Below are 17,419 nucleotides of genomic sequence, written 5' to 3'. Positions count from 1 at the left end.
CGCGGTCTCTCATTTGGGAGGCAGCGGGCCGGGCGGTAGTTCAAAAAATCGATTGCACGCTGGCGGGCGAAAAAACTCTGAATTTTCCAGGCCCACTCACAGTCGACCGGACACACCCCTGACGGAGATCCCAAATGAGCCGACCCGATGATCGCCAGCCCTATACCCCCAGCGAAATCGATGACACCGAGGACCGCATGGGCAGCGTGCACGAGCTGGACTTCAATGACCGCCCTGAGGGGCGCATAGGGGACGAACGCCCGGCGGCTGAAGTGGCGAAGGAGTTCCCTGCGCGGCGTGTCGCAGAAGGCGGCATGACCGGTGGTGAGACACTGACGGACAGCGCGCAGGAAGGCAACGTCACCGACGATGACCTTAGCCCCGGCACCCTGCTGGATGAAACCGGCGCACGCGACCCCTACGAACCGGGCGATGACGACGGCCCAGCGGATGAGAACCTGCGTGAGGTCGATGAGCAGGAGATCGGTGGTGGCATTGGCCTGGACGAAGCCGAGCTGGCAAGGTCCGCTCCGCTGGACGGTGAACCCTGGACTGATGCAGTGGTTGATAACGAGCCGAGGAAGTGACCATGAATGAGCGTCGATGTGCCTGTGCGAACTGTTCGTGCACGGTGGACGAGAATGCCCGCATGCAGAATGAAAAAGCCTATTGCTGTGAAGCCTGTGCATCAGGGCACCGCAACGGTGAGCCGTGCCGTATGAGTGATTGCAAGTGCGGTGAAGCGGCTCAGCCCGATGAAAACAAGGTCGACAATGCCTTGGATGAAACCTTCCCGGCCAGCGACCCGATTTCCCCCTGAGCCTCTTGGACAGCTCGATATCTGTTGCAGCACGCGCCCCGGGAACTGGCAATGCCGGCTCCCGGGGCGCGGCAAGCCTGAGCTTCAATGCGTCTGCCAGATCCCGTCATTGCGCTCGCAGTCGGTACGGGCCTGACCGAGGCTGGGGGTGTCGTAATAATAGGTGATTACCTGTGCCCCCTTGGGCAGTGTCGGGCGCGTAGAGGGCTCGTCGCGCCCTGCCGATTTCGGATTGGCAAGGGTCTCCTGCGTCAACGGCGCGATGCAGCTACCCACACTGCCATCGGCGCAGCGCGGGACTTTACGTTTCTCAGTGCTGAGCATCTCCTTGCTTTCATTGCTGCATGACCAATCGATGGCTTCAGCGGGCATGTTGCTGTAGCTGTAGCAGGTCCGTCCTTCAACGGGTTTGACAGCTTCACTGGCGGAGCGGGTCATCACCTCGCACGCTTCGGCCAATACCTCTGTGCTGGCCAGGCCGCCCAGCACCACCATCACCAGGGATAAACGCATGTGCCACCTCCCGGGCCTTGGGCCCGTGTTCAGGTCTTGCGTAATGTCGCTTCACCGCGTTGGCGCATAGCGCGGGCGCGTTTTTCCAGCACCAGATAGGTAATAACCGCCAGCAGCAGCGGGATCAGGTAGTAAAGGGTGCGGTAGCCCAGCAGCGCCGCCACCAGGCTGCCCTGGCCCAGTTGGCCGTGCAGCAAAGCGAGAAACACGGCTTCAAGCACACCCAGCCCGGCGGGAATGTGAGCGACAACTCCAGCCACGCAACTGATCAGCAAGATACCGAGAATCGAGGGGTAGAACAGGTCGCCGGGTAGCAGCCAGTAAATCAGCGCTGCCATCAATGCCCAGTTGCTGGCACCCAGCGCTACCTGGCACAGCGCCAGGCGCAGCGAAGGCAGGGTGATTTCATGCTCGCGCACACGCCATGTACGACGCTTGGCAAAACCGCAGGCCAGCAGATAGGCGAGCGCCACACCCAGCAGCAGAAAACCGATCATCTGCAGCCCGGTTACGCCCACTGCCCAATTTTCCGGCAATTTGACCAGGCGCAGGGCGAACACCGTACCGGCAAGCAGCATGTAACCCATCCAGTTGGTCAGCAGCCCCAGGGTCAGGATCTTGGTGATGGTCCCCGTGTCCAGGCCCAGCCGCCCGTATAACCGGTAACGCAAGGCAACACCGCCCACCCAGGTAGTAAAGTTGAGGTTGAAGGCATAGCAGACGAAGGCAACCGGCAGCACCTGGCGCGCCGGTAGGTGGTGGCCGGTGTAGGCGCGTGCCAGCAGGTCGTAGCTGGCGAATGTCAGGTAGCTGCACAGCGCCAGGCCCAAGCCGATGATCAGGGTGCTTGGCTTGTAGGCAACCAGTGATTGGCGAACCTCGTTCCAGTCAAGGTTGCGCGCCAGCATGTACAGCAGCGCCGGAATCAGCACGATGAACAGCAGGGTCAGCAGGCGCTTGCCCCAGGTATGCCAGGCTTTGTGCTTCATCAGGTATTGCCCTCGTGAAGGTCGCCCTGGGCCTGCACTTCAGGCTGGACAGATTTCAGGCGTTGCCGGTGCGCCGGGAACCAGCCGGCAATGCGCGGGAAGTAGCGGGTCAGGTGAAAACCGATGAAAATCAGCGGCGCCCGCCACCAATAGCCGCGGATCATCCGCTCCAGTGTCACCGCCTTGCATTGGTCACTGGCGAGCGAGGCCAGGTGTTGGTACAGATGTTGGTTGAACGCCCGATCACGGATGAGCAGGTTGGCCTCAAGATTGAACGACAGGCTCAGCGGGTCGAGGTTGCTGGAGCCTACCGTCGACCATTCATCGTCCACCAGCGCCACTTTGCCGTGCAGAGGACGCTGGCAGTACTCGTGAATATGCACGCCGTCGCGCAACAGGTAGTTGTACAACAGTCTCGACAGCGCACGTACCCAGCGCATGTCCGGCTGACCCTGCAGGATCAGGGTTACCTGCACCCCACGGCGCGCTGCATTGCGTAACTCGCGCAACAGGCGGTAACCGGGGAAGAAGTAAGCATTGGCAACCACGATGCGTTGACGGGCAGAACGCACGGCCTGCAGGTAACAGGCCTCGATATCGCTACGGTGGCGCGTGTTGTCCCGCTCGACCAGCACGGCGCTTACCTGGCCGGCGGGCTGGGTGAGCGGCTGTACCTCACTGGGCTGTTCGAGCACCGGAGCCATCAGCCGTCGGCTGGAGGCGTGCACCTGCGCCACCACCGGGCCACGCACTTCCACCGCATAGTCCTGCTTGGCCATCGGGCCATAATCGCCCAGGTGATCGGCGCTGTAGTTGATCCCGCCAATGAACGCCCGCTCGCCATCTACCACGACGATCTTGCGGTGCAGGCGCCGGAAGAGGTTGGTCCGCATGCCGGCCACCCGCGGTTGCGGGTCGAAAGCGTGAAAACGCACACCCGCTTCGGTCATGGCCGAAATGAAGGCATCCGGCAGGTCGGCTGTGCCGTACCCATCCACCGCCAGTTCCACCCGTACGCCGCGGCGCGCCGCATCGATCAGAACGCGCTGCAGCTGCTGGCCGACCTTATCGTCGAAGATGATGAACGTTTCCAGCAGGATTTCTTCGCGCGCCTGGGCCATGGCCTCGAATACACGCGGGTAATAGCCTTCTCCATTGATCAACAGCTCGACGCTGTTGCCCTCCACCCAAGGTTTGTTCACAGATTGATCTCCGCAGCCAACGGTGCATGGTCAGACAAGTGTGACCAGGGATAATGGGACAGCACTTGCGCTTTGCTCGGTTTGGCATTGCGCAAGTAGATACGGTCCAACCGCAGCAGCGGCAGGCGCGCCGGGAAACTGCGGGCCGGGCTACCAAAATGCTCACCGAACGCTTCTACCAGGCGTTGCGAGAGCACGGCATCGGCTTTCAGGCGCCAGTCGTTGAAGTCCCCGGCGACAATCACAGGCGCTTCGGCAGGCAAGCTGTCGAGCAAGTCGAACAGCAGGCTTACCTGGCGCTGCCGATGGGCTTCACGCAACCCCAGATGCACGCAGACTGCATGAACCGATTCGTGGCCTGGCACGTCCAGACGGCAGTGCAGCAAGCCGCGCTGTTCGTTGCCATGGATCGATACATCGAGGTTGCGGTGCTCGACGATAGGGAATTTCGACAGCAGCGCGTTGCCATGATCACCGTGCGGGTAAATGGCATTACGGCCGTAGGCGAACTGCGGCCACATGCTGTCGGCCAGGAATTCATATTGCGGGGTTTCGGGCCACGCGGGATGGCGCAAGGCGTGGTGCTCATGGCTGCCATGGACCTCCTGCAGGAACACAAGGTCGGCATCGGTGGCACGTACCGCCTCGCGCAATTCGGGCAGGATGAAACGCCGGTTCAGCGCGGTGAAGCCTTTGTGTACGTTGATCGTCAATACATTGAGACGATGTACCGCCGTGACCCGGTCGATGATGCTGGCAGGCGTTTGCAGTGTCTTGTTCACAATTCCACCTGCGGTGTGACACCCGGTTCTGTCACCAAGTGGCCATTCAGATCCATTTTGTCCAGTAGACGGCGTGCGTCGTATGGGGCATGTACCTTCTGGTCGTTATCGAAGTAGCAATAGATATCCCGTGAGGCACGCCGAGGTGGCGGCTGATCGATGATCAGGTGGGCATCGTCTGGTTGTGCGCCGCGGCTCCAGCATTCGATACGCTGCTTCCAGCGGCGCAATGCGCGGGCTGTATATCCGCTGCTGTAAAGCTCGACATCGCCGTGCAGACGCAGGTAGACGAAGTCGGCGGTCACATCTTCGACATAGGGCCACTTGCCCGCGCTGTCGGCGACCACGAGCGCCACCCGGTACTTGCGCAGCATCCGGACGAACGCCTCGCACAGAAAGCTCTCATTACGTATTTCCACTGCGTGGCGAATGCGTGCATTGCCGTCGATGGCCGTCCCGCCATTGCCCCGTAAACGCTCCGCGCAGTTGCGGGCACAGGCGCTCGCCGCCTGGCGGTCGTGAGGCAATAGCGCGAGGAAGCGCTCGAAGCGATCCTCATCGAATTTCATGTTCGGCGGGAACTGCCACAGAACCGGCCCCAGCTTATCGCCCAGCGATAAAAGGCCAGATGCAAAGAAGTTAGCCAGCGGCTCTTCGATGTCCTTGAGGCGCCGCCCATGCGTGATATAGCGGGGCCCTTTGACTGAAAAGACGAAGTCTTCCGGCGTATCGTCCCGCCAGCGCTCATAGCGTTCCGGTGTTTGCAGGCTATAGAACGACCCGTTTATTTCTATGCTGTTCACGGCGCGCGAGGCAAATGCCAGTTCGTTATCCTGCCGCAGCCCCTTGGGGTAGAAGTCCTTGCGCCAGGGGCCATAGCGCCATCCGGATATGCCGATGCGGATCTCGCTCACACTGTGGTCCTCATTGCTGTCCCTTCACTAGCGACACGCAACGACCACAAACGGTTCAGGATGGTTGATCAGTGGCGACCTGGCCCTGGCCAGGGAACTTTGCACCCGCACACGTTTCCACCGAAAACCAGACCTGACCAATATGTTGCGATGGGAGGCCTGTTCGACATACGGCAATGACCCGCCAATCTGGAGGTAAGCATGGCCCGACACATCATTCACTTCACCGGCCCGATCAACTCATCCACCTGCGGCAACCTGATCAGTACCTGCTCCAAGGTGATGCAACAGGGGGCCGATCTACTTCAGTTGAATATCGCCACGATGGGCGGCGAATGCAGTTATGGGTTTACCTTGTACAACTTTCTGCGCGCCTTGCCTGTACCCGTGCACACGCACAACCTTGGCACAGTCGAATCGATGGGCAACATCCTGTTTCTGGCGGGTGAGCACCGTACCGCCTGCGCCATGAGCAAGTTCCTGTTTCACCCGTTTCACTGGACGCTGCATGGCGCGGTCGACCACGCGCGTATGGCCGAGTATGCGATGAGTCTTGATTATGATTTGCGGCTGTATGCCCAGATCGTTGCCGAAAGAACCGCTGGCAGCGCCGAAGTATTGGATGTGCAGCGCTACCTGATGGCTGACCCGCGAATACTGGATCCTCAGGAGGCACTGGGGAGCGGCCTGATCCATGCCGTCGATGAAATGCCGATCGAGGCACAAGTCACACAGTGGAGTGTGCATGCGTAAAGCTCACAGCACCGGCATCAGGGAGCGCGCAAACATTTTCCCGGGCGGTTTTTCGTGCCACCGGTCGGCTGCCCACGATTGAATTGAGCATTCGTGCGCATCGGCGGCTCGGAAACAGGGCATGGCAAAGATTCATGCGTCCAACCATCCCATCGCAAGGAGAAACGACATGGCTCGTGATCAAGAGCGGACTGGACAACGAGGCGGCACCAAGGAAACCAACCCGGGCAACTTTGCCAATGACCGCGAACGGGCATCCCGTGCCGGCCAGAAGGGCGGGCAGGCGTCGGGTGGCAACTTTGCCAATGACAGAGAGCGTGCCTCGCAAGCTGGCCGCAAGGGCGGGCAGAACAGCCATGGTGGAGGCCGCCAGCCTAGTTGAACAGACGCGTTAGCCGAGGCCTGTCGGCATTGCCAGCGGCCTCGTCCCATGTCCTCGTAGGGAGACTCAAGCATGCGCGCTTTGACCTATCACGGCGCTGGCGATGTCCGTGTTGACAACGTACCCGAGCCGGAGCTGCAGGAAGATGACGATATCCTTCTGCGTGTGACCGCCACGGCCATCTGCGGCTCAGACTTGCACTTGTATCGCGGCAAGATCCCTTTGGTCGAGACGGGCGATATCCTTGGCCACGAGTTCATGGGGATCGTCGAAGACGTTGGTAGCGCAGTGACAGCCGTGCGCCCCGGTGACCGGGTGGTGATCCCGTTCGTGATCGCGTGCGGCGACTGCTTCTTCTGCCAGCACCAGCTGTTCGCGGCCTGTGAAACCACCAATACGGGCCCCGGGGCGATTCTCAACAAGAAGGTTATCCCGCCGGGTGCAGCCTTGTTCGGCTACAGCCACCTGTACGGAGGGGTGCCAGGTGGCCAGGCCGACTACGTACGCGTTCCCAAAGGCAACACCGGGCCGTTCAAGGTACCGGGGCACCTGGCCGATGATCAGCTGCTGTTCCTGTCTGATATCCTGCCCACCGCCTGGCAGGCGGTGCTCAACGCAGAAGTCGGGCAGGGCGCATCGCTGGCTATCTATGGCGCAGGGCCGGTCGGGCTGCTGTCAGCGGCCTGTGCAAGAATGCTGGGGGTAGAGCAGATTTTCATGGTCGATGAATGCGGCTATCGCCTGGACTATGCCCATCAGGCCTACGGCGTAATTCCTATCGACTTTGCCCACGACGACGATCCTGCCGACACCATCATTCGCCAGACGCGCGGCATGCGGGGCGTCGATGCAGTGATCGATGCCGTGGGCTTCGAAGCCAAAGGCAGCACCACCGAAACCGTGCTGACTGCTCTTAAACTCGAAGGTAGCAGCGGTAAGGCTTTACGCCAGAGCATCGCTGCGGTTCGCCGTGGTGGCGTGGTAAGCGTGCCGGGGGTCTATGCCGGTTTCATTCACGGCTTCCTGTTCGGCGACGCATTCGACAAGGGCCTGACTTTCCGCATGGGCCAGACGCACGTCCATCGCTACCTGCCGGAGTTGCTCGAACACATCGAGGCAGGCCGGCTCAACCCGCAAGCGATCATCACTCACCGGCTGGCGCTGGAAGATGCCGCGCGAGGCTACGAAATGTTCGATGAGCAGCAGGAGCGCTGCCGCAAGGTGATCCTGGTACCTGGCGCTGCACCCGACCCGTTGCCTTGAGGGGTGTCGCAGAGGGGAATTGTTGGACAATTATTTTGAATCTTTCCTGGCGGGCATCACTCAATGAATGAGTCATCCATGGAGAAGAGGAGGGCCCCGTGATGCCTAACCCCCAGCTGTACATCATTGACTACCAACTGCATGGCGAGCCACGCAGTTTCATTATCCGCATGGAGCGGATGGATAACACCGAAGCCTGGCACTGGGCCAGTTGTGATGCGGGTATTGGCATCATTCCTAAGTTTGGCCGCGAAAAAATCAAGAAAGTCAGCAAGCCAATGGCTGAGCGCTATGGGATTACCGCAGTGAGTTGGCGGCTGTCCGGGGGGAAACCCAACCAGCCGGTCAGTGACTCTGCGATTAGCAGTTGAGGGAAAAGGAGCGGGCTTTCGCCCGCTCCCTATAGTCAAGCGCCTGACTCGGGATCGCTTGCTGGTACCCCTGGGCGATTCTCCTCATCGTCGGTGACATTCGGGTCAGCATCCGGGTCGTCCACCCGATCGTCGGGCTGGCCCGGATCCAGTTCAGGCCAGTCATCCTGGACGTTACCGCCACCCATTTTCATTAGTTGGCTCATCACGGTTCTCCTTGGCGTCAGATGCAGTTTGGAGTGTGATCGAGCTACGGATGATCAGCCTGCGTCCTGAAAATACCGACCAATGGGTCATTGCCCATGGGCGCGACCTGCCTTGTTGGCTGCGGAGCAATTGCCGGTGCAGTCAAAACCATCGCTCAAGGCTGCTTCAGCACCAAGGTCAGGATGTCGTAACTGGCCACCAGCTCCCCCAACTGGTTGGTGACTTCTACATCCCAAGCTACCACCCCCTGAGGCTGCCCCAACGGGCTGGTCTTGCCTTGGTCGATCTTGCGTTTGCAGGTCAGGCGCGCCTGAATGGTATCGCCAATGGCGACCGGGGTTATAAAACGCAGGGTATCCAGCCCGTAGTTGGCCAATACCGGGCCTTCGCCCGGGGAGACGAACAGCCCGGCCGCCGCCGAAAGCACGAAGTAACCATGTGCGATGCGCTTGCCGAACTGCGATTGCCTGGCGGCTATCTCGTCGAAATGCATGTAGAAGTGATCGCCCGACAGGCAACCGAAATTCACCAGATCGGCCTCGGTGACCGTGCGGCGGTGGGTCAGCAGCGACTCGCCGATGCGCAGCTCGTCGAAATGACGGCGGAAGGGATGTACCTCGCTCTCGATTACCTCGGCGCCGCGTACATATTCCCCGGTCACTGCCGTCAGCATACTCGGCGAGCCCTGTATCGCCGCACGTTGCAGGTAATGCTTGACCGCACGTAAGCCACCCAGCTCCTCGCCGCCCCCCGCGCGGCCGGGGCCGCCGTGCTTGAGTTGCGGCAGCGGCGAGCCGTGGCCGGTGGATTCTTGCGCAGCTTCACGGTCGAGTACCAACAGGCGGCCATGCCAGGCTGCAGCGGTCGGGATCGCCTTGGCGGCCACGGCGCGGTCGGCCGTGACCAGCGTCGCGACCAGGCTGCCCTTGCCACGAGCTGCCAAGACCAGAGCTTCGTCCAGGTCATCGTAGGCCATCAGCGTGCTGACCGGGCCAAAGGCCTCGATATCGTGGGCGCCGCCTTCGGCATGCGGGTCTCGTGCCTGAAGCAGGGTTGGGGCGAAGAACGCACCCTCGGCAACGCTCTCGCCACGTGGGGCGAAACCGTCGCTGGCGCCGAACAGCTGATCGCAGCTTTGAAGCAGGGCACGTACACGCTCGCCGACATCGCGTTGCTGGTCATGAGAGGCCAGGGCCCCCATGCGAACGCCGTCCAATGAAGGGTCGCCGACCACCACCTTGCTCAGGCGCTCGCGCAGGCGTGTGGCCACGGCATCCAGGTGCTTGGCCGGAACGATGGCACGGCGGATGGCTGTGCATTTTTGCCCGGCCTTGGTGGTCATCTCGCGCACCACTTCCTTGAGGTACAGCTCGAACTCTTCACTGTCCGGGCTCACGTCAGGGCCGAGGATGGCGCAATTGAGCGAGTCGGCCTCGGCGGTGAAGGGTACCGAATTGCGGATCAGGTTGGGCGTGACACGCAGTTTTGCCGCGGTGTCAGCAGAACCGGTGAAGGTCACCACATCCTGGCCCTGCAAGCGGTCGAGCAGGTCACCGGTGCTGCCGATCACCAATTGCAGACAGCCGGCGGGGAGCAGACCAGAGGCATCCATCAGGCGTACCACCGCTTCGGTCAGGTAGCTTGTGGAAGTCGCCGGCTTGACGATGCATGGCATGCCGGCAAGGAACGTTGGGGCGAACTTCTCCAGCATGCCCCAGATCGGGAAGTTGAAGGCATTGATGTGAACGGCAACACCGGCACGCGGCACAAGTATATGGCTACCGGAAAAGTGGCCCTTTTTTCCCAGCGGGATCGCCGGCCCTTCGTGTACCAGGTTGCCTGAAGGCAATTCGCGGCTGCCGATGCCAGCATAGGAGAACAGCGTGGCGTTGCCGCCTTCGATGTCGATCCAACTGTCAGCGCGGGTGGCACCACTGTGGTGGGACAGGGCGTAAAGCTGTTCCTTGCGTTCAGCCAGGTACAGCGCCAGGGCTTTGAGCCGCGCGGCGCGCTGCTGGAAGTCCATGGCCATCAGTTCAGCCACGCCTCGGGCGCGGGCAAAGTCCACTGCCTCGGCGAAGTCCGGGCGTTCTTCATGGCTGTGTGCCAGGACATGACCGTCCAGGGCGCTGCGCAGGGCCTGGGCGCCGTGCTGGCCGATCCAGCGGCCGGCAATGAAGCTCTGCAGGGTTGGGGCGTCAGACATGCTGTTCTCCTTTGAAGGGCACTGTTACCACAGCGCCAGGGTGTAGCCGATGATCAGGCGGTTTTCGTCCACGGCATTGGTCAGGCCATTGCCGGAACGGAAGGTGACATTGCGCCAGCGCAGGCTGACGTCTTTGAACGGACCGCTCTGGATGACATAGGTGAGGTCGCTATCGCGCTCGCGCTCACGGCCGTTGCTGACGGTCGCGGTCTCGGCGTGGCGTCCGTCGGTGTAACGGGTCATGAAACTCAGGCCGGGAATGCCCATGGCAACGAAATCGTAGTCATAGCGCACCTGCCACGAATCGAGCCCGGCACGGGTGAAGGTGTTGTAGGTCACCAGGTTCACGGTGAACGGGTCGCCGCCGTTGACGAAGGGGAAGGCGCTGTCACCGGACATCTGTTGCCAGGTGGCGGTGAATTTGTGTGCCCTGACGCCGAGGGTGAACATGGCGTTGAAGTTGCGGTTGTCGATGTTGCCGGCACGTTCGGCGCCATCATTGCGGCTGTCGAAGTACCGCAGGTCGCTACGCAGGCTAAGGCCTTCGCCCAGCGGGCGGGTGTCGACCAGGCCGACAAACTGCTGGCGGTAGATGTCTTCGAGCTTGGCGTAGTAGTAGCTGACGCTGGTCTGTGGGGTAATGGCATAGCTGCCGCCACCGAAGTCCAGATGGTCGCTGCTGGCGGCGCCGTAGCCGATGTCGTCGCGGCCCGAAGAGTCGCGCAGGTTGGCCTTGGTCAAGCGTCCGGCGTTGACGGTCAGGCCGTCGAGTTCCTGGCTGGTCAGCAGCCCGCCCTGGAAGGTCGACGCCAGCAGTCGCGTGTCGTTGTAAACCACTACCGGCAGAATCGGCTGCAAGGTGCCCAGGCGCAGGGTGCTCTTGGACACGCGCACTTTACCGGTCAGGCCCAACTCACTGTAGTCATCGACAGGCTCGTGGCTGTTCGGGCCAAACGGCAGCAGGCCGGTGTTGCGGCGGTCACGGCTGCTGTCGAGCTTGACGCCCAACTGGCCCATGGCATCCACGCCGACGCCTACCGGGCCTTCGGTGAAGCCCGATTCCAGGCGGGCAGTAAAGCCTTGGCCCCATTCCTCGGCCTTGGCCTGCGGCGCATTGCTCTGGCGGAAGTCGCGGTTGAGGTAGTGGTTGCGCAGTTCCAGGCGCGCATGGCTGTCGCCGACGAAGTCCGCCAAGGCCGGCAAGGGCAGGGCGAGCGTGGCAAGCCAGGTGAGGCAAGAGAAGCGAGTGCGGTTCATTGTTGTTGTACCCGACATGGTTGTTCTCAAAATCAGTGCTTGCTGGCGCCGGCGGCGCCAATACCGGTCATGGAGCGAATGAACTGCGCCAGGTAGCGGCCACGTTCTTCGGTGGCCCGCGCCGAACTGTCGGTGACCGAGAACACCCAGGCGCCGAGGAACGCCAGGCTCATCGAGAACAACGCCGGATTGCTGTAGGGGAACAGTGCCTGTTCGTTGTGCAGCACGTTCACCCACACCGCCGGGCCCAGTACAACCAGTACGACCGCCGAAAGCAGCCCCGCCATGCTCCCGCACACCGCACCGCGGGTGGTCAGGCCCTTCCAGAACATCGAGAGCAGCAACACCGGGAAGTTGACCGACGCGGCGACGGCCAGCACCAGGCCGGAGAGGAAGGCGATGTTCTGCGACTCGAACACCAGCCCGAGCACCACTGCCAGCAGGCCGATCACCAGGGTGGCGATACGCGAAACCCGCATCTCTTGCTGCTCGGTGGCCTGGCCTTTGCGCATCACACAGGCATACAGGTCGTGGGACACCGCCGACGCACCGGATAGCGCCAGGCCAGCCACGACCGCCAGAATGGTGGCGAAGGCCACGGCAGAAATGAAACCGAGGAACAGGTTGCCACCCACCGCCTGCGCCAGGTGCACCGCGACCATGTTGCCGCCACCGATGATCGCGCCCGCCGCATCGCGGTAAGAGGGCTCGGTGCCGACCATGACGATGGCGCCGAAGCCGATGACGATCAGCAGCAGGTAGAAGTAGCCGATGAAGCCGGTGGCGTAGAACACGCTCTTGCGCGCTTCCTTTGCATCGCTGACGGTGAAGAACCGCATCAGGATATGAGGCAGGCCCGCCGTGCCGAACATCATGCCCAGGCCCAAGGAAATCGCGTCCACCGGGTTCGACAGCAGGCCACCCGGCGCCATGATTGCCTGGCCCTTGGCGTGTACGGCCACGGCACTGGCAAACATCGCCTCGGTGCTGAAACCAAAGTGCTTGAGCACCATGAAGGCCATGAACGTGGTACCGCTGAGCAACATCACCGCCTTGATGATCTGCACCCAGGTGGTGGCGAGCATGCCGCCGAAGGTCACGTAGGCGACCATCAGCACCCCGACCAGCATCACCGCATACAGGTAGCTGATACCGAACAGCAGCTCGATCAGCTTGCCGGCACCGACCATCTGCGCCACCAGGTACATCAGCGCCACGACCAGGGTGCCGAACGCCGACGTCAGGCGCACGGGGGTTTGAGCCAGGCGGTAGGACACCACATCGGCAAAGGTGTACTTGCCCAGGTTGCGCAAGCGTTCGGCAATCAGGAACAGGATGATCGGCCAACCCGCCAGCACGCCCAGGGCGTACAGCAGCCCGTCGTAGCCGTTCATGAACATCATTGCCGAAATGCCCAGAAACGACGCGGCGCTGATCATGTCGCCTGCGATCGCCAGGCCATTCTGCATACCTGTCAGGCCGCCGCCGGCGGTATAGAAATCACTGGCCGAGCGGGTACGCAGGGCAGCCCAGCGGGTCACCAGGAGGGTGAAGCAGACGAACACCATGAACATCGAGATGGCGGTCCAGTTCATTGCGCGCACTCCTGCTTGACCTTGTCGTTGAGCGGGTCGAGTACGTTGTTGGCGCGGTGCACGTAAATGCCGGTGAGGGCGAACGACAACAGCACCATGAGCACGCCCACCAGCATGCCGACGGTGGTCACGCCACCGCTGAGCGACTGGCCGAGGGTGCTGGGCGAGAACGCCACCAGCAGGACGAAGCCGTAGTAGATCACCAGCATGGCCAGGGTCAGGCTGCCGTTGAGGCGGCGCTTGCGCCGGACCAGGTGCTGGAAGTCGGGGTGGTTGGCGATGCTAGCGATGCGTTCGGGGGTCATGGGTCAGCGATCTCTTGGTGTTGTAGTTGTTTTTTGTGAGGTCACACGGGTGTTGCATGCGGTGTTGAAAAGCGGCGCGGGTTTACAACTGGTCGAAGTCGAGCACCACCTTGTCGCTCACCGGGTACGTCTGGCACGACAGCACATAGCCCGCCGCCACTTCGTAGTCTTCCAGCGCATGGTTGCTGTCCATCTCAACTTCGCCCTCGACCACCCGGCACTTGCAGGTGGAGCACACGCCCGCTTTGCACGAGTAGGGCAGCTCGGCGCCGATGGCATTACCGGCGTCCAGCACGTTCTGGCTGTTGCGCGGCAGGTCGAACGACAGGGCGCGGCCATCGCTGATCACGGTGATATGGCTGAGCGCCGAATCGACCTGGCGCGCCGCCTCACGGGCCTCGCGGCGTGCTTCGCTGCCAGCGGCGGCAAACAGTTCGAAATGGATGCGCTCCTTGCCCATGCCATTGGCCAGCAGGCCGTCGCGCACGGTTTCGGTCATCGCCTGGGGGCCGCAGATGAACGCCGCGTCCAGCGTGGCAACGTCCATCCATCGGGAAAACAGCTGGCCGCACTTGTCTGCGTCGATGCGGCCGTTGTACAGGTCGACGTCCTGCTGTTCGCGGCTGAACACGAAAATCAGGTTCAGACGGTCCAGGTAACGGTTTTTCAGGTCTTCGAGCTTGTCGCGGAACAACGCCCCCGAGCTGGACCGGTTGCCATACAGCAGGGTGAAGCGGCTGCGCGGCTCACTGGCCAAGGTGGTGGCGATGATCGACAGGATCGGTGTGATGCCGCTGCCTGCGGCTACGCCCAGGTAGTGGCCTTGGCGGGCAGGGTCCAGCGGTACGTAGAAGCTGCCGGACGGTGGCATCACCTCCAACTGCTGGCCAGCCTTGAGCACGTCATTGGCAAAGGCGGAAAACCGCCCGCCCGGCACGCGCTTGACGGCTACCCGCAGCTCGCCATCCTGTACCGCACTGCAGATGGAATAGGAGCGGCGTACTTCCTCGTTGTCCAATTGGGTACGCATGACCAGGTACTGGCCCTGGGTGAAGCTGAATTGCGCCTGCAAGTGCTCAGGCACCTCAAAGGCGATGGACACTGCGTCGCGGGTCTCGTTGCGCACTTGCTTGATGGTCAGGCTGTGAAACTGGCTCATGGTGTTCTCCACGGCTCAAATACATTTGAAATAGTCGAACGGCTCCAGGCACTCGCGGCAGCGGTACAGCGCCTTGCAGGCCGTGGAGCCGAACTGGCTGAGCATTTCGGTGTGTGTGCTGGCGCACTGCGGGCAGCACACCTGAGGAGCCTCACCGAGCAAACTGCGCTTGCTGGTGCTGCCCTCTGGCGGTGCGATGCCGTAGGCGCGCAAGCGTTGCCGGCCCAGCTCGCTGATCCAGTCTGTGCTCCAGGCCGGAGTCAGCCGCCGCTCCAGCGCAGGTGCAGCGAAACCGGCCTGTTGCAGCGCGTCACGGATGTCGGCCTCGATGACCTCGGTCGCCGGGCAACCTGAGTAGGTCGGCGTGACTACAAGGTGCAGGTGGCCTGCGCGCCAGTCGAGGTCGCGGACGATGCCCAGGTCGACCACACTGACTACCGGCACTTCCGGGTCCATGACCTGCTCCAGGACCGCCCAGGCCCGTGCCAGGTCATCGCCGCGGGCCGCACGGGCGCCGAGGTCGCTGGCAATCAGCTCACCAGGTTGCATCGGGATAGGCCCGTGGCAGGAACTGCATTTCGGCCAGCAACAGCCCCAAGTGCTCGGTGTGCAGGCCTTTGCGGCTGTCCAGGTAGAAATGGCTGGCCGCCTTGGGCAGTGGCAGTTGCACCGACTCGAAAATCGCTGTCACCTGCTTGAGCCAAGCCGCGCCGACGCTGCGTGGGTCGGCAGCGATACCAGCCTCGGCCAGGCGCACTTCGTTTTCGCTGCCTTGCGTCAGTTCGACGGTGAAGCGCCACAGCGCCGGGATCGCATCGAGCATGCGCCGACGGCTCTCGTCGGTACCGCCGCCCAGACGCTGCACCCATTCGCCGGAGCGACGCAGATGGTAGGTGACCTCCTTGAGCGCCTTGGCGGCAATGCCGGCGATTCGTTCGTCGCTGGACACGGCCAGGCCCTGTAGCACCGCGTAATGCCAGGCGTCATAGAAGAACTGCTTGGTCATGGTCACAGCGAAGTCGCCATTGGGTTGCTCGACCAGCAGCAGGTTGCGGTAGGCGCGTTCGTCGCGAAGCATGGCAAGGGCGTCGGCGTCACGGCCGTCATCGAGCAGCTCGGCGGCGTACTCCAGCCAGTTGCGGGCCTGGCCGACCAGGTCGAGGCCGACGTTCATCAAGGCCAGCTCTTCTTCGATGGCCGGCGCATGGCCGCACCATTCACAAAGGCGCTGGCCCTGCACCAGGGCGGTGTCGCCCAGTAGCAGCAAATACGGGATAAGCGTTTCTGTATGCATGGCCAACCTCACATGTGTCCGACTTCGTCGGGCAGTTCGTAAAAGCTGGCGTGGCGGTAGACCTTGTCGTCCGAAGGGGCGAACAACGGGTCTTTCTCGTCAGGCGAGGAGGCGGTGATCAGCGCCGAAGGCACCACCCACAGGCTCACGCCTTCGCTGCGGCGGGTGTACAGCTCACGTGCATTCTCGATGGCCATGGCGGCGTCGGCGGCATGCACACTGCCGACATGCTTGTGGTTCAAGCCGTGCTTGCTGCGCACGAACACTTCGTAGAGGGTCCAGACAGACATTTTCGCTCTCCGCATCAATCGCCGCTCAGGCGGCGTTCTTGTTCTGTTGCTTGCGCGCATAGGCCACGGCGGCCTCGCGCACCCAGGCACCGTCCTCGATAGCCTTGCGCCGGGTGGCGACACGCTCCAGGTTGCACGGGCCGTTGCCCTTGATGACTTCGTAGAACTCGTCCCACTGGATTTCGCCGAAGTCGTAGTGGCCGCGGGCCTCGTTCCACTTCAGGTGCGGGTCGGGCGCGGTGCAGCCGAGCAGTTCGAGCTGTGGCACGGTCTGGTCGATGAAACGCTGGCGCAGTTCGTCGTTGGTCTGGCGCTTGATCTTCCAGGCCATCGACTGGGCGCTATTGGGGGAGTGCTCGTCGCTTGGGCCGAACATCATCAGCGACGGCCACCACAGGCGGTTGATGGCGTCCTGGACCATGTCCTTCTGCGCCTGGGTGCCGTGGCGCATCATGGTCAGCAGCAGCTCGTAGCCCTGGCGCTGGTGGAAGCTCTCTTCCTTGCAGATACGGATCATGGCGCGGGAGTAGGGGCCGTAGGAGGTGCGCTGCAGCACCACCTGGTTGACGATCGCGGCGCCATCGACCAGCCAGCCTACCGCGCCCATGTCGGCCCAGCTCAGGGTCGGGTAGTTGAAGATGCTCGAGTACTTGGCCTTGCCGCTGTGCAGCTTGGCGATTTCTTCGTCACGGTCGGCGCCGAGGGTTTCCATGGCGCTGTACAGGTACAGGCCGTGACCCGCTTCGTCCTGGATCTTGGCCATCAGCTGCAGCTTGCGCTTGAGGCTTGGCGCACGGGTGACCCAGTTGCCTTCGGGCAGCATACCGACGATTTCGGAATGGGCGTGTTGAGAGATCTGCCGGATGAGGGTCTGACGATAGGCCTCGGGCATCCAGTTCTTGGCTTCGATCTTGATTTCGGCGTCGATCTTTTCCTGGAAGTGACGCTCTTCAGGCGACATTTCGTCCAGCGACTTGACGCGTTTTACACCGGTATCGACTAGCTGTGCGTACATGTTCTGACTCCTGCCTCAGGGCTGGGTGGGGCATGAGTCATTTATAAGCGATACAAAACACAACATCAAACATATTATTAGGTATCGGATAATGTTTTTGTA

The 17,419-nt window shown here is 62.0% G+C and carries 20 protein-coding genes and 1 pseudogene; 6 read left to right on the top strand and 15 right to left on the bottom strand.

Going from position 1 to position 17,419, the window contains the following annotated elements; genetic code table 11:
* Nucleotides 1-134: 134 nt before the first annotated feature.
* Together JET17_RS13455 and JET17_RS13450 are read left to right on the top strand one after the other, a co-directional pair.
* The gene (locus JET17_RS13455; protein ID WP_012314501.1) at nucleotides 135-587 is read left to right on the top strand and encodes a hypothetical protein; all 453 of its coding nucleotides are present in this window, start codon (nucleotides 135-137) and stop codon (nucleotides 585-587) included.
* 2 nt (nucleotides 588-589) lie between these two features.
* Nucleotides 590-820 carry a metallothionein gene (locus JET17_RS13450; RefSeq protein ID WP_012314500.1) on the top strand — a complete coding sequence of 77 codons (231 nt, stop codon included), beginning with the start codon at nucleotides 590-592 and terminating at the stop codon, nucleotides 818-820.
* Nucleotides 821-904: 84 nt separating this feature from the next.
* On the opposite strand, the gene JET17_RS13445 is transcribed toward JET17_RS13450, so the two are convergent.
* From JET17_RS13445 to JET17_RS13425, 5 genes are read right to left on the bottom strand one after another with little or no spacing between them, the layout of a single operon-like run.
* A complete protein-coding gene (locus JET17_RS13445; protein WP_012314499.1) occupies nucleotides 905-1,333 on the bottom strand; it encodes a hypothetical protein in 429 nt (142 codons plus the stop codon).
* A 29-nt stretch (nucleotides 1,334-1,362) separates the two neighbouring features.
* Nucleotides 1,363-2,322 (bottom strand): lysylphosphatidylglycerol synthase domain-containing protein, encoded by a 960-nt coding sequence (locus JET17_RS13440; RefSeq protein ID WP_012314498.1) that lies wholly within the window; start codon nucleotides 2,320-2,322, stop codon nucleotides 1,363-1,365.
* Nucleotides 2,322-3,524, bottom strand: a complete 1,203-nt coding sequence (clsB, locus tag JET17_RS13435; RefSeq protein ID WP_012314497.1) for a cardiolipin synthase ClsB — start codon at nucleotides 3,522-3,524, stop codon at nucleotides 2,322-2,324. Before clsB ends, JET17_RS13440 begins: the two co-directional genes overlap by 1 nt.
* Nucleotides 3,521-4,306: an endonuclease/exonuclease/phosphatase family protein gene (locus JET17_RS13430; protein ID WP_012314496.1), complete on the bottom strand. Its 786-nt coding sequence runs from the start codon at nucleotides 4,304-4,306 to the stop codon at nucleotides 3,521-3,523. The genes clsB and JET17_RS13430 overlap by 4 nt, the downstream gene beginning before the upstream one ends.
* Nucleotides 4,303-5,220, bottom strand: a complete 918-nt coding sequence (locus JET17_RS13425; RefSeq protein ID WP_012314495.1) for a DUF72 domain-containing protein — start codon at nucleotides 5,218-5,220, stop codon at nucleotides 4,303-4,305. Before JET17_RS13425 ends, JET17_RS13430 begins: the two co-directional genes overlap by 4 nt.
* 201 nt (nucleotides 5,221-5,421) lie before the next feature.
* Between JET17_RS13425 and JET17_RS13420 the strand changes: the two genes are divergently transcribed.
* The 4 genes from JET17_RS13420 (at nucleotide 5,422) to JET17_RS13405 (ending at nucleotide 7,989) form a co-directional block, all read left to right on the top strand.
* The gene (locus JET17_RS13420; protein ID WP_012314494.1) at nucleotides 5,422-5,973 is read left to right on the top strand and encodes an ATP-dependent Clp protease proteolytic subunit; all 552 of its coding nucleotides are present in this window, start codon (nucleotides 5,422-5,424) and stop codon (nucleotides 5,971-5,973) included.
* A gap of 169 nt (nucleotides 5,974-6,142) precedes the next feature.
* Entirely contained in the window at nucleotides 6,143-6,355 is a 213-nt protein-coding gene (locus JET17_RS13415) for a general stress protein (protein ID WP_012314493.1), read from the top strand.
* 72 nt (nucleotides 6,356-6,427) lie between these two features.
* A complete protein-coding gene (locus tag JET17_RS13410; protein ID WP_012314492.1) occupies nucleotides 6,428-7,618 on the top strand; it encodes a zinc-dependent alcohol dehydrogenase in 1,191 nt (396 codons plus the stop codon).
* A 101-nt stretch (nucleotides 7,619-7,719) separates the two neighbouring features.
* Nucleotides 7,720-7,989 (top strand): DUF6555 family protein, encoded by a 270-nt coding sequence (locus JET17_RS13405; RefSeq protein WP_012314491.1) that lies wholly within the window; start codon nucleotides 7,720-7,722, stop codon nucleotides 7,987-7,989.
* A 35-nt stretch (nucleotides 7,990-8,024) separates the two neighbouring features.
* Here JET17_RS13405 and JET17_RS13400 read toward each other — a convergent pair whose 3' ends face one another.
* From JET17_RS13400 to paaA, 10 genes and pseudogenes are all read right to left on the bottom strand, one after another.
* Nucleotides 8,025-8,195 (bottom strand): hypothetical protein, encoded by a 171-nt coding sequence (locus JET17_RS13400; protein ID WP_190273350.1) that lies wholly within the window; start codon nucleotides 8,193-8,195, stop codon nucleotides 8,025-8,027.
* Nucleotides 8,196-8,350: 155 nt separating this feature from the next.
* Complete coding sequence (paaZ, locus tag JET17_RS13395) at nucleotides 8,351-10,402, bottom strand: phenylacetic acid degradation bifunctional protein PaaZ (RefSeq protein ID WP_012314490.1); 2,052 nt, start codon at nucleotides 10,400-10,402, stop codon at nucleotides 8,351-8,353.
* 24 nt (nucleotides 10,403-10,426) lie between these two features.
* Complete coding sequence (locus tag JET17_RS13390) at nucleotides 10,427-11,659, bottom strand: OprD family porin (protein WP_012314489.1); 1,233 nt, start codon at nucleotides 11,657-11,659, stop codon at nucleotides 10,427-10,429.
* A 32-nt stretch (nucleotides 11,660-11,691) separates the two neighbouring features.
* Nucleotides 11,692-13,260 (bottom strand): annotated as a pseudogene (locus JET17_RS13385) (cation acetate symporter); the annotation flags it as partial.
* Complete coding sequence (locus tag JET17_RS13380) at nucleotides 13,251-13,559, bottom strand: DUF485 domain-containing protein (protein WP_012314487.1); 309 nt, start codon at nucleotides 13,557-13,559, stop codon at nucleotides 13,251-13,253. The pseudogene JET17_RS13385 and the gene JET17_RS13380, both read right to left, overlap by 10 nt.
* 82 nt (nucleotides 13,560-13,641) lie before the next feature.
* Complete coding sequence (paaE, locus tag JET17_RS13375; RefSeq protein WP_012314486.1) at nucleotides 13,642-14,718, bottom strand: 1,2-phenylacetyl-CoA epoxidase subunit PaaE; 1,077 nt, start codon at nucleotides 14,716-14,718, stop codon at nucleotides 13,642-13,644.
* A gap of 15 nt (nucleotides 14,719-14,733) precedes the next feature.
* Nucleotides 14,734-15,267 carry a 1,2-phenylacetyl-CoA epoxidase subunit PaaD gene (gene paaD, locus JET17_RS13370; RefSeq protein WP_012314485.1) on the bottom strand — a complete coding sequence of 178 codons (534 nt, stop codon included), beginning with the start codon at nucleotides 15,265-15,267 and terminating at the stop codon, nucleotides 14,734-14,736.
* Nucleotides 15,254-16,012: a 1,2-phenylacetyl-CoA epoxidase subunit PaaC gene (gene paaC, locus JET17_RS13365; RefSeq protein ID WP_012314484.1), complete on the bottom strand. Its 759-nt coding sequence runs from the start codon at nucleotides 16,010-16,012 to the stop codon at nucleotides 15,254-15,256. Before paaC ends, paaD begins: the two co-directional genes overlap by 14 nt.
* Nucleotides 16,013-16,020: 8 nt before the next feature.
* Nucleotides 16,021-16,302 carry a 1,2-phenylacetyl-CoA epoxidase subunit PaaB gene (gene paaB / locus JET17_RS13360; protein ID WP_004374528.1) on the bottom strand — a complete coding sequence of 94 codons (282 nt, stop codon included), beginning with the start codon at nucleotides 16,300-16,302 and terminating at the stop codon, nucleotides 16,021-16,023.
* Nucleotides 16,303-16,327: 25 nt separating this feature from the next.
* Nucleotides 16,328-17,317, bottom strand: coding sequence for a 1,2-phenylacetyl-CoA epoxidase subunit PaaA (gene paaA / locus JET17_RS13355; RefSeq protein ID WP_012314483.1), 990 nt, complete (start codon nucleotides 17,315-17,317; stop codon nucleotides 16,328-16,330).
* Nucleotides 17,318-17,419: the final 102 nt, after the last annotated feature.

Origin of the sequence: Pseudomonas putida (assembly GCF_016406145.1) — a bacterium.
Classification (GTDB): Bacteria; Pseudomonadota; Gammaproteobacteria; order Pseudomonadales; family Pseudomonadaceae; genus Aquipseudomonas; species Aquipseudomonas putida_E.
The sequence above is the reverse complement of the archived record's forward strand: the minus strand, read 5'-3'. Positions and strand labels throughout refer to the sequence as shown.

Bases quoted from the DNA above. Each gene is read 5' to 3' on its own strand.
- JET17_RS13420 (WP_012314494.1), top strand. From the start codon at position 5,422: ATGGCCCGACACATCATTCACTTCACCGGCCCGATCAACTCATCCACC.
- paaC (WP_012314484.1), bottom strand. From the start codon at position 16,012: ATGCATACAGAAACGCTTATCCCGTATTTGCTGCTACTGGGCGACACC.
- JET17_RS13390 (WP_012314489.1), bottom strand. From the start codon at position 11,659: ATGAACCGCACTCGCTTCTCTTGCCTCACCTGGCTTGCCACGCTCGCC.
- JET17_RS13415 (WP_012314493.1), top strand. From the start codon at position 6,143: ATGGCTCGTGATCAAGAGCGGACTGGACAACGAGGCGGCACCAAGGAA.
- JET17_RS13445 (WP_012314499.1), bottom strand. From the start codon at position 1,333: ATGCGTTTATCCCTGGTGATGGTGGTGCTGGGCGGCCTGGCCAGCACA.
- paaA (WP_012314483.1), bottom strand. From the start codon at position 17,317: ATGTACGCACAGCTAGTCGATACCGGTGTAAAACGCGTCAAGTCGCTG.
- paaD (WP_012314485.1), bottom strand. From the start codon at position 15,267: ATGCAACCTGGTGAGCTGATTGCCAGCGACCTCGGCGCCCGTGCGGCC.
- JET17_RS13455 (WP_012314501.1), top strand. From the start codon at position 135: ATGAGCCGACCCGATGATCGCCAGCCCTATACCCCCAGCGAAATCGAT.
- JET17_RS13405 (WP_012314491.1), top strand. From the start codon at position 7,720: ATGCCTAACCCCCAGCTGTACATCATTGACTACCAACTGCATGGCGAG.
- paaE (WP_012314486.1), bottom strand. From the start codon at position 14,718: ATGAGCCAGTTTCACAGCCTGACCATCAAGCAAGTGCGCAACGAGACC.
- JET17_RS13440 (WP_012314498.1), bottom strand. From the start codon at position 2,322: ATGAAGCACAAAGCCTGGCATACCTGGGGCAAGCGCCTGCTGACCCTG.
- JET17_RS13400 (WP_190273350.1), bottom strand. From the start codon at position 8,195: ATGAGCCAACTAATGAAAATGGGTGGCGGTAACGTCCAGGATGACTGG.
- paaZ (WP_012314490.1), bottom strand. From the start codon at position 10,402: ATGTCTGACGCCCCAACCCTGCAGAGCTTCATTGCCGGCCGCTGGATC.
- paaB (WP_004374528.1), bottom strand. From the start codon at position 16,302: ATGTCTGTCTGGACCCTCTACGAAGTGTTCGTGCGCAGCAAGCACGGC.
- JET17_RS13410 (WP_012314492.1), top strand. From the start codon at position 6,428: ATGCGCGCTTTGACCTATCACGGCGCTGGCGATGTCCGTGTTGACAAC.
- JET17_RS13450 (WP_012314500.1), top strand. From the start codon at position 590: ATGAATGAGCGTCGATGTGCCTGTGCGAACTGTTCGTGCACGGTGGAC.
- JET17_RS13380 (WP_012314487.1), bottom strand. From the start codon at position 13,559: ATGACCCCCGAACGCATCGCTAGCATCGCCAACCACCCCGACTTCCAG.